We start from the raw sequence: 14932 nt of genomic DNA on the forward strand, positions 1-14932 counted from the left end.
AAATAAAAAATGCGGTTGCAGATATTACGCTGCAACCGCATTTTTTGTTAGGGTCTTCAAGCCTTAATTAAGGCTTTTATGCTTGCTTACGTAAACGTGAAGCAAATGTCTTTTTAAACTTCGCTAGTTTAGGTGCGACTACCATAGAACAGTATTGGTTCTGCGGATTATTTTTAAAGTAATCCTGATGGTAGTCTTCAGCCTGATGGTAGTTATCAATGGGCACAACTTCGGTGACAACCGGCTCAGGCCAAATCTCTTCCGTGGTAATTTCCTTTATTATGGCTTCTGCAGCGTCTTTTTGCGCATCGTCATGATAGAAAACCGCGCTACGGTATTGAGTGCCCACATCGTTACCTTGACGGTTTAATTGCGTAGGATCGTGCAGTGCAAAGAAAATCTCTAATATCTCTCGATAACTGATGTTATCGGCATCGTAGGTAACTTGAACGACTTCAGCGTGACCAGTACCGCCACCACAAACTGTTTCATAAGTTGGTGAGGCATCTTCGCCGCCCGCATACCCGGATACTGCTTTTTCAACACCTTCAACAGTATTAAATGCTGACTCTATACACCAAAAACACCCGCCAGCTAGGGTGGCTACTTGTAAATTTGCCATTGTGTTACCTCAGAAAAAACGTATGACATCAGTGTGGGTGTGAGTGTACCTAAACTCAAGTCATCCAAGTGCATTTTTTTAGCGTATAAAAGCATAATAAATAAAAAGCCCAGAACACAGAAAGACAGAACACACAGAAAGCTACCGCCAAGTCAGAGGTGACTACATTGATAATTTTTTACGATGGCTACTGCCCGTTGTGCAAAACAGAAATGCGCCATTTACAAAAACGGGATAAGCAAGGTGCATTAACCCTTGTTGATATTCAAACACAAGAGTTTGCTGCGCAGTACCCAGAATTAGATTGGCATGCACTCAATGCTAGAATTCACGGGTTATTACCCGATGGCACACTTATTACCGGACTAGATGTAACCCATCAGGCGTGGAAAGCTGTAGGTGTAGGTTGGCTATACGCCCCCCTGCGCTGGCCTGGTATTCGTATTATTGCCGATTGGTGTTACCTCAAATTCGCTAAACACCGTTATACCATTTCGTATTTATTGACCGGTAAAAAGCGTACTTGTGACCGATGTGTACCTGGTGACATTCAGCAAGAATCACCCAGTGATGCGAATGCTGCGCTTACTAAAAGCACCGCTGGGGCGGAACATATTAAGAATATCGAAAGCACAAAAGGCAAAGGTGGCGACAGTGGCAGATAACCCCAAAACTGAGCAAAATACGGCTGAGCAAAGCGCTAATACGGTGTCTCTCGTGATAGGGGCGTCGGGCGGAATAGGGAGGGCTCTGGTTCATTTATTGTTAAGCGCTGACACCGGTGAGGATGAGAATCCTAAAAAGGTAATAGCCCTTAGCCGCAGTGGTTTTAAAGACCCTACTTGGACCGATAATGTGACGGCAATTAGCTTGCCGGAACACAATGAACGCAGTATAGAGGCGTTTGTTAAAGACCTTCAAGCGCAAGGTACACGAGTGAAGTTAGCGATTGTCGCGACCGGCGTACTTCACAATGAAACGCTGGGGCTTCGCCCAGAAAAACGGCTTGAAGACATAAGTGAAAAAGCGTTAGCAACTTACTTTGCCGTCAACAGTACGCTGCCTGCTTTATGGATGAAGTACTTAGTGACTGTGATGGTGAAAGAAAACCCGTTAATTGTCTGTATTAGTGCGCGGGTGGGCAGCATTTCTGATAACAAACTGGGGGGCTGGTATGGATACCGAGCTTCAAAAGCCGCGCTTAATATGTTGGTAAAAACAGCCGCGGTAGAATACACACGGCGGCTTAAAGAACCACTTTTAGTGTGTTATCACCCAGGTACTGTCGATACTGGTTTATCAGCGCCGTTTCAGAAAAACGTAAAAGCAAAAAAACTGTTCACACCGGAATTTACCGCTAATCAACTGCTTACTCACTTGTCGACACTAAGCGCTTATCGCCATTCAAACCATGACGAAAGCTGTCACTTCATTGACTGGGACGGTAAAGTGGTAACTTGGTGATACGCCAATTGCCGCTTTCTGTAAGCCCAATATCAAGACTTTTTATTACACTGCTGTTACCATGCATTTTAGGGAATGGTGCAGTGTTTTGACTCGCTTAAAAAAGGCGAGCAATACGACGTAGTCGACGCCATTAGCACGATGAAATAATCATAAGTTATCGCCATCCCAGAAAACATAAAAATAAACTCAACAAGAGGAAGGGATATGAGCGGGGCCAGAGAACAGTTCGGATCGCGCATAGGTTTTATTCTAGCAGCGGCAGGGTCGGCAGTAGGTATTGGTAACCTAGTGGGCTTTCCTGTTGGCGCGGCAAAAAATGGCGGTGGTGCATTCTTATTAATGTATGCCATTTTTGTATTCGCTATTTGCTTACCTGTGATGTTAGCGGAAATGTCAGTGGGGCGTCATGCCAAAAAGGATCCACTTGGCGCGTACAGCGCAATCAGTGGCAATTCAGCAAAGTGGAAAATCGCCGGTTGGTTAGCCATTGCTACGCCATTTATGATTGCCGTGTTCTACATGGTGATTACGGTGTGGATTTTCGGTTATCTTTTTGAAACCGTTAGCGGTAATTTAGACACCTTAGCTAACCCAGATACCTTTGGGTTATTTATTAATTCGTCGTCTATTTTCGCTTATATGGCCGTGGTTGTTGGTGTGGTTTATCTCATTCTGCAAGGCGGTGTTAAAGAGGGGATTGAAAAAGCAGCTAAGCTGCTGATGCCAGCCCTTTTTGTTATGCTAATTGGCTTAGTGGTGTTCGTACTCACCCGCGAGAATGCTATGGCAGGGGTGAAGTTTTATATCATTCCTGACTTCTCAAAGCTGACAGCAAGTGTGGTGAATGGTGCGCTCGCACAAGCGTTTTTCTCCCTCTCGCTAGGTATGGGGATTTTGATTACCTACGGCAGTTATATCGACAAGAGAGCGGATGTACCTACGTCGGCAAAACTAGTGGCAATAACAGATACCGCAGTGGCCTTCACGGCAGGCTTAATGATTCTGCCTGCGATATTCTCATTCAACCCTGATATTAATCCTGATGAACTTAGTGAGTCATCGGTGAGTATGATTTTCACCTATCTACCTAATATATTTTTAGCGCTGCAAAGCTCTATTGGGTATGTGGGGGCGTCTATCGTGGCAAGCCTGTTCTTCTTATTAGTGTTCTTTGCTGCCATCACGTCTTTAGTGTCTATTTTTGAAGTGCCAGTAGCGGCGCTAATGGACGAGAAAGGGGTAAGCAGAAAGTGGGCATTAGCATCACTTGGTAGCGTGATGCTTGTGCTAGCGGTACTGTGTACTTTGTCATTTGGTAAAGTTGATGCACTTACGCAGTTCGCCAGCTATGCAGGTGTAGATAAGTCGCTGTTCGACGTTATTATTGACGTATTTTACGAGACCATTTTGCCATTAAACGGCTTCTTGATTTGTATCTTCGTTATCTATCGTTGGAAAAGTGCAAACTTCAATGCATCCCTTGAAGAGGGGAGTTCGGGCTATCGTGGTGGATGGTTTGAAAAGTATGTCGATGTATCGCTTAAAACGTTTATCCCTGCCATCTTGTTAGTTATTTTCATCAATACCGTGGCGGTTAAATACTTCGGCTTCAGCCTGTTTGGCTAGTGGTTGTTCTCAGCTAGTCGTTGTTCTCGATTGGTAGTTGCACTAGGCAAGTTGAAGTAAAACGTATATTAATAATAAGGCGCTCAAATATGAGCGCCTTATCTGTTTATTATCCTATGCGTGTAACGTCATCGTGTTACAACATTCTATCTCACTAAATCATGTCATCAGGGTTGGCATAGTCGGGAAGTATTCCCAGTAAAGCCCAACTCGCTTTTGCATCAATCACCTTGCCCGTGGGGGCTAAATCTGACTCACTAAATGTGGGAGCAGCAATCCCTTTTTTCTGTGCCGCCTGGGTATAGTAATCGCCTCTTTTGGGATGCTGCAAACTACACAGATGATATAAATCTGTGCTATCGATTTTGCTAGTGTTGTTCTTACTACTATCTGCGAAAATCAGTGTCTTTAACGCGGCAACAACATCATGAATATGCACTAAGTTAATTCTTTTATTACCCGCATTCAGGCTTCTGCCACTTAACGAATTTACCGGATGACGATCTGGGCCGGTTAACCCAGCAAGGCGAACTATCTTAACGTCTACCTTGTCATTCGTTTTTAAATCTAACAAGTGCTGCTCTATGGCTACATGCGCTTTTGCCGATGCGGTTTCAGGTTGAGTGCTGGCGTGTTCATTTAACACATCAGTTCTATTATCGCCGTATACCGAAGTGGTACTAATGAAAATAATACGGGCTACTCTAGCCGCCACTGCATTATCAATAAGGGTAAGCATGTTATCGGTGAAATCATCTAACTGGGTATTACGACGGCCAGGTGGAATGTTTAGTACCAGCGTTGCATTGCCAAGCGCTTCACATAGCGTTGTGGTGTCGTCACCCAAACTAAAAACCAAGCCTTTAATGTGCTTGTCGCTTATCTTCAACGCTTTTTCTTCGCTTCGCGTGGTGGCAATAATAGTATGGGTAGCTGACATGGCTTTGCCCAAGTAGCGACCAAGCCAACCGTAACCGCATATAACTAGCTTATTATTCATAACGTCTTCTTAGATGATAATGGGGCGTGAGAGTAAAAGTATCAAAAATACGCGGTAAGGCGCAAAACGGATTGGTTCTATGGGGTAAATGCGAGCACACAAATGTAGGTTGTTAGGTGGACAGTTCTGGGAATGAGGTGCAAAGCGCTATGTGCTAATTGATAAGGGAGAAAACCGATTACAATGGCATGAGTTAAAAAACAAAAAAACGCTAGCGGGAAAGCTAGCGTTGTAAGGTTATTAAACGTAAATTAAACGTGGTTTGAATGCAGTGGGGGAGTTACTACACCAATAGAACCACAATTACATTTTCATTTCGCCACTGCGCATATCGATTAAGTCTAAGCCACCTAACCCAGGAATGCTGGTTTGCATTTTGTTTTCTGCATAATTAGCTTCTTGCAACACTTCACATAGCGCATCGCCTTTTTCTTCAAGTGCTGCAGCTTGTGATTCAACACGGTGTTCAATAGTTTCCCCAAAGCGCTCCATTTTTTCCTCGAACGCTTCCATATCGCCACCATTCCATAGCATTTGCGTACCAACAGCAATGAGGATTCGGCCCATTGATTCACTAATTAGCGACTCGAATTGCGCTTCAAATTCGTCTTCCCAGCTTTCGTCGAAAAAGCCTGGCTCGTCAAACTTAGCCGTATCCACTTTGATATTGCCGCTGTCATCATAAAAAGACGTTGCCAACTTTTCGTTAAGCGATGTAAACATCGTATCAAAATCTTCAGTAAGCTTATTATCGCCGCCAAGCAGTTCACCGAATACTTCTGAAACGGCGACACTCGCAATCTCTAACCCTTCACTTGCGATATTAAGGGTCATGGGGATAGCAGTATCGATACGGTCGTAATAGGTATTTACCCATTGTTGCTGTTCGTTGTTCAACGACACACTCTCACCGTTAATCACTAAATGGTAGGTGTCATCTATCGACATGGTAGAACCATTTTGCATGTCGACAGTAATTAGGCCTTGGTAATATTGAAGATGGCCATCTAATTCGATATCGCAGCTAGTCTCAAAAGCAAACGCTGGCACGCTAAGTAAAGATGAAGTTACTAAGGCAAGTGGAAATAATTGTTTAATTTTCATTTTCTGAAATCCTATTAGCCATAAGACTGTCTAGCGCAATGCGCTCACGCTGTTTTTATAACCTGCTATTACAAGCTCAGTTGTAACCTAGGTGTTGTAACCTAAGTATTGCAACCTCAGTGCCATTTAAATAATTCTTTTAATTTCAGTATCTTATAATTCTTCAGATAGGCGGTGGCACTAACTATTCACCATAATTTAGCAATTAGCTTAACTATTTGGCATTTTTGACTAAGATCAAAGTGGTAAGAAAAAGAGCACATTACTCGTATTTAATGCTTTTTGAGGCATGTTCATCTAGATTGATTTCATGCATAATAACGTCAGAAAAATTAAAGGGTTTAGAGAATGACTGATTGGATTAACGCAATTGTATTTGGTGTTGCGCTAATTGCCTTCACTCTGGGGCTTAGCAGCATCGTAATGGGTTTCATGACAGCTGAAACTGGCGCAAAAGGCATGCAGGAAAAAATCGAGTATGGTTTCTTCGGTGTGTCTGGGTTAGTGGTTTGCTTGCTAATGGGTTATGCGTTGGCTTAAGTAATGATTTTCTTAAAAAAACCGGCTTAGGCCGGTTTTTTTATGTCTAGCATCTATAATTTGTCGTCACAGCAAGCGCTAGTCTTGTTCGCTTTGGCTTATATCCATGGCACTGGATAAATACCCTAAGTGGCCATCACGCTGGTAAGCAACTAAGTCAAACAAAGAAAGCATGGCCATTACATGGTCAAAAATATCCGCTTGAACCTTTTCATATTTCACCCAATCTTTTTCAATGCTAAAACAATATAGCTCTAGCGGCAGGCCAATTTCGTTAGGGGGCAGTTGGCGCACCATCAAGGTCATTTCTTGGTTCACACTTGGGTGTTTGCGCAGATAGGATTCTAGATAAGCTCTGAAGGTACCGATGTTGGTTAGCTTGCGGCTATTTAATAAATCAGACTCGTCAATAGAGTAGTCTCTGTGGTAAGCACGCAGTTCATTTGTTTTCTTCTCGATATACTCGCTGATATAACGAATTTTAGAGAAGCGTTCTAGCATCTCGTTGTCACATAATTTAATAGAATGAACATCGATATACACAGAGCGCTTTATCCTGCGTCCACCAGATTCTTGCATGCCTCGCCAGTTTTTAACCGCTTCGGTGGTCAAATTATAGGTAGGCAGCGTTGAAATGGTTTTATCCCAGTTCTGCACTTTTACGTTGGTTAAACCTATTTCTTTAATTTCACCATCGACTTCGTATTTTTGCATGGTGATCCAGTCACCAGTGTTAAACATGCGGTTAGCAGCAATTTGAATACCCGCCACAAAACCTAATATGGTATCGCGAAAAATGAGTAATAGAACTGCGGCAATAGCGGTTAAGCCAGACACTAAGAGTAAGGGGCTTTTATCAACAATTAACGAGATGCTGAACAAAATGGTAAGAATGGCAAAGCCGAGTTTGGTGACTTGAATAAAGCCAGTAATAGGTGCACGTTTAGACAGCGCAGAGGCATTGTAAACATCTTCCACCGTACTCAAAATGGCGTAAATACCCAGCAGCCCACTGTAAAGCATGTACAACAACGCACTTTTTATTAATAAGCCATACAACACAGAGGCTTCTTCAATAAGCACTGGGGTAGCAAGGAATATAAACAGGGCAGGGAATAAATGCATAAGACGGCGGAAGAAGCCATGCTCTTGTAATGCGTTATCCCAAATGTTGGTGGTTTTTGACACCCATCTTGCTATTTCAGGGCGAACAATCAACCTTGCAAATACATAAATGACAATCGCTATCGTCAATATGGTGCCCAATGCTAGCGCATTATATAGCGGGTCGTGCATGGTCAGTGATGGAAAAAAATCCTTCACTAGATGCATGAAGTTATCACGTACAGTTGAGCTTACTTCCACAATTACGACTCCAAAAGACGTTTGATACGGCTATCTTTATTTTTCCACATGGCATTTAGCCAATCTTGAAAAGTGGTGCGAAACTCAGGTTCACTCAACGTAGAGTGTTGCTGAAGCGCGGGCACAGGCATCACATTAACATCGATTATGATTTTGGTCATTGTGCCACTTAGCATAGCCATCATTGGGTGGCGCTTATTTTCTGGATACAACAATGAAATATCGAGCACATTAGTAAATAATTCACCCATTGCAGCCAATGTAAAAGATACGCCTCCCGCTTTAGGCGGAAGTAAGGTTTCATAAGGGCTTCGTTTCTGATGGTGTTTTTGTGTGGTAAAGCGGGTGCCTTCAACAAAATTAATAACAGTGGTGGGCACCGTACGAAATTTTTCACATGATGCTCGTGTTGTCTCTAGATCTTTACCCTTTTTCTCAGGGTACTTTTCTAAGTAGGCCTTGGTGTATCTGTGCATAAACGGCATATCTAAGGCCCAAGCTCCTAGCCCTACAAATGGAAGCCAAATTAACTCTTTTTTAAGAAAGAATTTTGGAGCCGGTATGCGATGAGTGGCAAATTCAATTAGTAACACAATATCAAGGTAACTAAGATGATTGGCGATAATTAAATACCATCTATCTTTCGACAATTCGCCATGAACCGCACACTCAATGTTTACGTTATTGAATAGGCGAATAAGCAATACGCTAACGCGGCCAAAACTAAACAAGCAAGCGTGCATGACGCTATTCCACGCCTCGGTAACTTTACCTGAAGGGAGTATTAGTTTAATGACGCCGAACAAGATGATCAGCCCTCCCCACAGCGCAAGGTTAGCTATTTGAAGCGCAGTGTGAACAACGAAAGTTACAGGGGAAAACAAGGTACGGATCATAGTGGCTTCTGAGTTGCGTTAATCGATTCTAATTGGTCGTTTTTATCTTGCCAGCGGCTATTTAACCAACGCTGAAATTGGCTTCTTACCTGCGGGTCGTCAAAGTAATTATCATTAAAGTAGCCCTTTTCGGTAATATCCGTGATGGGAGTGACTTTAATACTCACGCGAATATCACGTACTTTGCCGCTGACGAAATCCCAAAATGAGGGAACGCCGCCAGGGTAATCAATTGTTACATCTATTAGCTTGTGTAACTGCGAGCCCATGGCAGAAAGTACAAAGGCTACGCCGCCCGCTTTAGGCTTAAGCAGGTGGCTAAAAGGAGAGTTCTGTCGGTCATGTTTTTCTTGGGTAAAGCGGGTGCCTTCCACAAAATTCATGATACTTACCGGCTTGGTTTGAAACTTTTCGCATGCTTTGCGGGTAGTTTCCATGTCTTTGCCTTTTAAGTGTGGATTCTTCGCTAAGAAAGATTTTGAGTATCGACGCATAAAGGGAAAATCGAGAGCCCACCAAGCGAGGCCTAAGATAGGGACGTAAATCAGTTCTTTTTTGAGGAAAAACTTTAAAAATGGGATTTTACGATTGAATACGCGTTGTAAAACTAAGATATCGACCCAAGATTGATGGTTGGCAATCACTAAGTACCAGTCATTGCGGGTAAGTTGATCAAGGCCGGTAACATCCCACTTTGTTCTACTACTCACTCGCTGATTAAGATTGTTAATCGTAATCCATGCGGTTGCGCACGCGTCCAAGATATACGATATAAATCGTCTCCAGGGCGCAAGCGGTATAAGTTTGAAAAAAGACAAAATAATGATGGGCGTTGCCCATAAAACCGTATTTAAAAAATAAAAAATCACTGAAATGGTGCCAATCAGGTGATGCATTAGGCCTCTTATCATCGTACTTACCTCAAAAATTAGGCACTTAGTGTAAACGAACTTGATTTAAAATCCGATAGACCCTTTACTGTTTGCTACAGCAAAGTGGTTATTTTTCTAAATTTATTAGTGTACAGGAGTCATTATGGAGCTTATTAGTGAAAATCGTGCGTTTGGCGGTAGGCATTTACGCTACACTCACGATGCAAAGAGCACCAATTGCAGTATGACATTTGCAATCTACCTACCACCGTTTGCCTCCGCTGAGAAACCAGTACCAGTGTTATACTGGCTTTCAGGGCTTACCTGTAACGACCAAAACTTTATGCAAAAAGCGGGGGCGATGAAGTTAGCCGCAGAACTTGGAATGGCAATTGTTGCGCCAGATACCAGCCCGCGAGGTGAAGGTGTTCCTGATAACGAAAACGGCGCATATGATTTTGGGCTGGGAGCTGGCTTTTATGTTGATGCCACACAAACGCCATGGAAAGCGCATTATCAGATGTATAGCTATGTCACCGAAGAGTTGCCTAGCGATGTTGAACAACATTTCCCCGTGACAAAGGAGCGCGCAATTAGCGGTCACTCAATGGGTGGACATGGCGCACTTGTTGCTGGTTTACGTAATCCAAATCGCTATGTATCTGTTTCTGCGTTTAGTCCAGTGTCGAACCCTTCTGATTGCCCATGGGGCCAAAAAGCATTGAGTCAGTATTTAGGAGATGAGCAATCAGCATGGGATGAATATGATGCTGCAAAGATTATTGCTAGTAAGAACCACGCCATTCCATTATTGGTTGAGCAGGGTAATAGCGATGAGTTTCTGTCTGAGCAATTAAAACCACTGGCACTGGTGCAAGCCGCTCAGCAATCAGATACGCAATTAACGCTGAATATGCATGAAGGATACGATCATAGTTACTTCTTTATCGCGTCGTTTATTGAAGACCACTTAGAGTTTCACGCTGGGCATTTAGGCCTAATTTAAGTGCCAGCGTACCTTATAAACTGTGTTAGTTAGCTGCCTGACCAAATCTTATACGCAGTTTTCTAACGCAGTTTTTCTACGAAGTCACTAATCGACATAGGTCTGTCAAAGTAATAACCTTGGGCATAAGTACAGGCGTTGTCTACCAAAAACGTCTGCTGCTCTTGCGTCTCAACACCCTCAGCGATAATGCTAATATTTAAATTTTTGGCCAAGCCCAAGATAGCTTGAATAATAGCCTGATCGTCAGTATTTTCTTCTAAATCGCTCACAAACGAACGGTCTATTTTGAGTTCATCAATAGGCAGTTTTTTAAGGTAAACCAAAGAGCTAAACCCCGTTCCAAAGTCATCAATTGATATAGTAATGCCCATGGCTCTAAGTTCGTTCAGCAACACAGACACCGTATCTAAACTGTCTATGAATACACTCTCGGTGAGTTCTATCGATAAATGTCTTGGGTCGATGGCTCGGCGCTTTAAAGACGATTGTATTTGATGAAGCAGGACAAGATCGGTGACTTGTCGGCCTGAGATATTAATCGCTAAGCGAATGTCTAAATTAGCCTCTGTAAGCTTATCAATAGCATTACACGCTTCTTCTACCAACCATTCACCTAATGGGAATATTAGCTCTGTACGTTCTGCAAGTGGAATAAAAACATCCGGTGGGATGTAGCTTCCGTCTTCTGTCTTCCAGCGCGCTAATGCTTCACATTTAACAATTTTACCGGTTTGTAAATCAACGATAGGTTGTAAGAAAAGCGCTAATTGATTGTTTTGAATGGCAGTGCGAAGTTTGCTTTCCAACTCAGACATACTCTTATGTTGGCGTTGCAGCATTTCACTATATTCAAGAATAACGTTTTTACCTTGAAACTTCGCAATTTGGAGGGCGATATCTGCATGACGCAAAAGTATATTCCCTTGCTCTCCGTGTTGAGGATAACCGGCGATGCCAATATTAATCCCAAGGTTTGATTCAGCGCCATGCAGCGAAGTATAGGTGTTCACCAACTTCTTCTTCATATCCTGCGCATAATCTAAAGTGTTGACGCCACTGAAGGTATCGGTGCGTTTTACTATGGAAAATTCGTTGCTTCCCATTCTGGCGATAAACCCACTATTGCCAACAAAACCTTGCAATCTTGATGCAAAAGACTTGAGTATTTCATCCCCTGAATGATAACCAAGCTTTTCGTTAATCTTCTTAAACTCTCGTATATCTATAATAAACAGAGCAAATTTAACGTCCTCTTGAACCAACTTCTGAACATAGCTATTGAAAAAATTACGGTTTGCAATTTTGGTCAAAGAGTCCATGCCCGTAGCAGAGAGTACGCTTTCTTCTTTATTTCGAATGTGACTGATATCGGTGAGAAGATATACCCAGTGGGTGAGTTCACTATCTTGAATAACGGGGTGAATGGTTACCTGTAACCATACTTCATAATTTTCCGAGGGCTGCCAATAGAGCTCCCCTTGCCATGCTGCACGCTTTTCAATGAGCGTTGGAAGGAAGGTGTCTGGCACGCTGACATCTTCAAGCAGGTGTTCAAGCCTGTCAGAACTGTTACTTGCTCGGCTACAGGAAAGGAGCAGTCGAGCGGACTTATTATCTAGTACAGTTTCACGGTTTTTATCTAAAATAACGACGCCAGTTTCTAAGTGGTAGATAGCTTGTTTTATGGGGGGAACTAACTTTTCGTAATTTTTGTTTTTAAGTAGTGTTTTATCTAGACGCTGACGTATGTATTCGTGCTGACCTACAATTTCGTGATGGCTTAAAAGTAGCTCTCTGGCGGCTTGAAGTGTTTTTTGCTTTTCTTCGTATTGGCTTTCTACATTCTTTATCACTAAGAAGTGTTCGCCTTTGCCGCTATTAATCGCGAGGGCTTCTAAACGGAGTGCTTGATTCTTGTTTTCTTCAGTCCAAAAACCTGAAGATAGGGTATTAATGCTGTCATTTCGCCAAATATCATTGGCGTCAGTCATAAAATCGTTTAGAAAAATGGAAGAGAATGCATCTGGATTAATCTTATCGTCATCGTTCAGAGAGATGATTTTATGAAGCCACGATACATCAGGTGTAAGACATTGAAGGCTCGTTGTACTCTTAAATATAGCGCAGTCTGTAATCCCTAGCGCATTAAGAAGATGTATATCCATAGGTAACTCCTACCAAAACGCAATTGTACTGAAGAGTTCTTCAACATTTTCGCCTGTCTTCGCACTGGTTTTAGTCAGTGATGTAAAATTCTTCGCATAGGAATCAAGCTCTTCTTCGCTCCAGTGCCAGCTTGAAGGGAGGTCGGTTTTATTGACCACGAAGAAAGCCGGAATATCAGGGTAGTGTTCCCTAGCCATCTCGAGGATTTCTATACCTTCTAATAATGACTGAGAGCGAGTTTGATCGACCACGATGATATAGGCACTTGCGCCTCGCAAATAGCGTGGGTTGAACCCGCAATATCTATCAATACCTTCAAGATCCCACAGTAGCAACTGCACACCTCGGCCATCTTTGTTAACTTGTTTTTTATCGATTTTAACACCGATTGTCGTTTTATATTTTTCAGAGAAAATACTTTCGACGAACTGTTTAACAAGGCTCGTTTTACCAACACCGGTAGGGCCTAAGATGCATACCTTTTTTTGAATCACTGTGTATTTACCTCTGATGTTTTTGAGTCAGATAGCAAAACATTCATAAATACAGTTCGTCCCATTGAACCCTCACTTAAAGATAACTGGCCAAGCCCTATTGGAAAAAGAATGCTAGGGTCAACCTTCATGGGTAGCAGCGCTTCTTTCACGTTGTTAGCTCTTAATTTGCTTAAGGCAAGATTGCGTGCAGAGCTACCTGAATTATCACTTGCACCCAAAATAAAGACCGCAACTGACAGATTAAGCTGCTTCGCGAGTAGCTGCAACTGGAACAACTCTTGACCTAATTGTTCTATTACTTCTAATTGCTCAGAATCTAGGTTCTCTTGTGCAATTGCAAACGGTAAATGCGTAGAAGAAATTCTCGCCACAAGGTCGTTGATTACCGCGTTATCAAGTTCTTCAGTATTTGCACGTACTCCATCAACAATATCAATACCAGAAAGATTAGGTTTTAATTGAGAAATACCAGGTATTGCACGAAGTTCACGTGAGAATGTACGTAAAGCATCAATTGTCATTGAGCCGCTCAGAAATAATGCATCGTTTTCATCATAAATGGCGGTTAGTTCGTTATTTGTTGCTGCGAGTAAGGACGATACTTTGCCGATAACGACATTCTTTTGTAGCGACACAAAGGGCTCTTCATGAATAATCACTTTGCTGGTGTTGATTTCTTGGCTTTCTAACCACGCAAGGGATGATTGCATATGAGGATCGCGTAGTACGCGCACTTGCACCTTGCCATCTTTTACGGCTGTGTCAGTAAGCACTATACCAGCTGGAGGAGGTAAATCCCTTATCGTGCTTTGTAGTATCGATAAATCTATTCGTAAAAATGCAAGATAAGCTAAAAGCAGCAGTACGATGCCGATAACAACACCACCAATAAGTCTTTTTTTCTTACCTTTCGCTTCACCTTTCTTTGCGCTAATTAAACAGTCGTTCAGTAAGGTTTCACAACCCGCAAATGGCGCGCTGTCGCCTTGATACTCTTGCAATGGAACCTGATAAAACTGATGGAATTCTTCTAGTGCTTGCTGCAATCGACTTCTAATATCTGGCGGAACACTGCCAACAACTGCGGCAACTAAAATGGCCTGCGGCCCTATTTTTATAAGCAGTGTGAAATCACCGGTTTTGATTTCACCTAATTCGTTTTCGGCTTCATTCTCTTGCGACTGAAATGCATCAGCAACAAAATCATTAATGGCAACCAGCATTGATGAAATAAGATCAGCGTCTTTACTACGCTCAGGATCAGAGGAAATAGTATGCAGCAGCGTACCGGTTTCTCGATGAATGACAAAAAGCTGCTGAACTTGGTATTGATAGACTTGAGATGCGACGTAATCAGAATATCTAATACCAGATTGCCACGCTTTAAAACGCCACGAAACACTTTTAGGGCTAAGGCTGTTTTCGATAAGTGCGTTGGTTCTTTCTACGAAATCGACTAAGAATGACGATACTGCTTTACGAACCAAGGTGCCGACAAGGGGGTATAACGTGCCTACGATTTTATCGCTGTTTGCTTCAATTGAACGATGCAGTGACTTTTCAACCAGCGGCACCAGCACTTTATTCACCGAGCCGTCTTTGCTTTCCCTTTCGTGTAATGCTTCAGAAACAATACCGCCTACCACTTCTTTGGCATTGCGTTTTACTATTTCTTGAACATATTTGTCATCCTGGCCAAGTATTAATGCTCTGATTTGATCAAGAGAATTATCCTTCGATTCAGGAGAAAGCCCGTTGTCTTCCATTT

General features: G+C 42.6%; 13 protein-coding genes and 1 pseudogene. 5 read left to right on the plus strand and 9 right to left on the minus strand.

What is annotated here, in order from left to right:
- Positions 1 to 76: 76 nt before the first annotated feature.
- A complete protein-coding gene (gene msrA, locus AMBT_RS00645) occupies positions 77 to 622 on the minus strand; it encodes a peptide-methionine (S)-S-oxide reductase MsrA (protein WP_013782627.1) in 546 nt (181 codons plus the stop codon).
- Between the two features lie 167 nt (positions 623 to 789).
- Here msrA and AMBT_RS00650 point away from each other — a divergent pair.
- The 3 genes and pseudogenes from AMBT_RS00650 to AMBT_RS00660 all read left to right on the plus strand — a co-directional run.
- A pseudogene (locus AMBT_RS00650) lies at positions 790 to 1182 on the plus strand (thiol-disulfide oxidoreductase DCC family protein); the annotation flags it as partial.
- Positions 1183 to 1276: 94 nt separating this feature from the next.
- Positions 1277 to 2086 carry an SDR family NAD(P)-dependent oxidoreductase gene (locus AMBT_RS00655; protein WP_013782629.1) on the plus strand — a complete coding sequence of 270 codons (810 nt, stop codon included), beginning with the start codon at positions 1277 to 1279 and terminating at the stop codon, positions 2084 to 2086.
- 207 nt (positions 2087 to 2293) lie between these two features.
- Positions 2294 to 3715, plus strand: a complete 1422-nt coding sequence (locus tag AMBT_RS00660; RefSeq protein ID WP_013782630.1) for a sodium-dependent transporter — start codon at positions 2294 to 2296, stop codon at positions 3713 to 3715.
- A 154-nt stretch (positions 3716 to 3869) separates the two neighbouring features.
- Here the strand turns inward: AMBT_RS00660 and AMBT_RS00665 are convergent, their stop codons facing one another.
- Both AMBT_RS00665 and AMBT_RS00670 read right to left on the minus strand, forming a co-directional pair.
- A complete protein-coding gene (locus tag AMBT_RS00665) occupies positions 3870 to 4715 on the minus strand; it encodes an NAD-dependent epimerase/dehydratase family protein (RefSeq protein ID WP_013782631.1) in 846 nt (281 codons plus the stop codon).
- Between the two features lie 303 nt (positions 4716 to 5018).
- Positions 5019 to 5819 (minus strand): DUF2884 family protein, encoded by an 801-nt coding sequence (locus AMBT_RS00670; RefSeq protein ID WP_013782632.1) that lies wholly within the window; start codon positions 5817 to 5819, stop codon positions 5019 to 5021.
- Positions 5820 to 6167: 348 nt separating this feature from the next.
- Between AMBT_RS00670 and AMBT_RS00675 the strand changes: the two genes are divergently transcribed.
- A complete protein-coding gene (locus AMBT_RS00675; protein ID WP_013782633.1) occupies positions 6168 to 6359 on the plus strand; it encodes a hypothetical protein in 192 nt (63 codons plus the stop codon).
- A gap of 78 nt (positions 6360 to 6437) precedes the next feature.
- Here the strand turns inward: AMBT_RS00675 and AMBT_RS00680 are convergent, their stop codons facing one another.
- The 3 genes from AMBT_RS00680 to AMBT_RS00690 are packed head-to-tail and all read right to left on the minus strand — an operon-like array spanning position 6438 to position 9531.
- Entirely contained in the window at positions 6438 to 7724 is a 1287-nt protein-coding gene (locus AMBT_RS00680) for a mechanosensitive ion channel family protein (RefSeq protein ID WP_013782634.1), read from the minus strand.
- A 2-nt stretch (positions 7725 to 7726) separates the two neighbouring features.
- Positions 7727 to 8620 carry a 1-acylglycerol-3-phosphate O-acyltransferase, YihG family gene (locus AMBT_RS00685; RefSeq protein ID WP_013782635.1) on the minus strand — a complete coding sequence of 298 codons (894 nt, stop codon included), beginning with the start codon at positions 8618 to 8620 and terminating at the stop codon, positions 7727 to 7729.
- Positions 8617 to 9531 (minus strand): 1-acylglycerol-3-phosphate O-acyltransferase, YihG family, encoded by a 915-nt coding sequence (locus tag AMBT_RS00690; RefSeq protein WP_013782636.1) that lies wholly within the window; start codon positions 9529 to 9531, stop codon positions 8617 to 8619. Before AMBT_RS00690 ends, AMBT_RS00685 begins: the two co-directional genes overlap by 4 nt.
- A gap of 124 nt (positions 9532 to 9655) precedes the next feature.
- Between AMBT_RS00690 and fghA the strand changes: the two genes are divergently transcribed.
- Positions 9656 to 10498, plus strand: coding sequence for an S-formylglutathione hydrolase (gene fghA / locus AMBT_RS00695; RefSeq protein WP_013782637.1), 843 nt, complete (start codon positions 9656 to 9658; stop codon positions 10496 to 10498).
- Between the two features lie 62 nt (positions 10499 to 10560).
- On the opposite strand, the gene AMBT_RS00700 is transcribed toward fghA, so the two are convergent.
- From AMBT_RS00700 to AMBT_RS00710, 3 genes are read right to left on the minus strand one after another with little or no spacing between them, the layout of a single operon-like run.
- Positions 10561 to 12666, minus strand: a complete 2106-nt coding sequence (locus tag AMBT_RS00700; RefSeq protein ID WP_013782638.1) for a sensor domain-containing protein — start codon at positions 12664 to 12666, stop codon at positions 10561 to 10563.
- 9 nt (positions 12667 to 12675) lie between these two features.
- Positions 12676 to 13161 carry a Rab family GTPase gene (locus AMBT_RS00705; protein WP_013782639.1) on the minus strand — a complete coding sequence of 162 codons (486 nt, stop codon included), beginning with the start codon at positions 13159 to 13161 and terminating at the stop codon, positions 12676 to 12678.
- Entirely contained in the window at positions 13158 to 14930 is a 1773-nt protein-coding gene (locus tag AMBT_RS00710; RefSeq protein ID WP_013782640.1) for an OmpA family protein, read from the minus strand. Before AMBT_RS00710 ends, AMBT_RS00705 begins: the two co-directional genes overlap by 4 nt.
- Positions 14931 to 14932 lie beyond the last annotated feature (2 nt).

Source organism: Alteromonas naphthalenivorans, from assembly GCF_000213655.1.
In the GTDB taxonomy this organism is placed as follows: Bacteria; Pseudomonadota; Gammaproteobacteria; order Enterobacterales; family Alteromonadaceae; genus Alteromonas; species Alteromonas naphthalenivorans.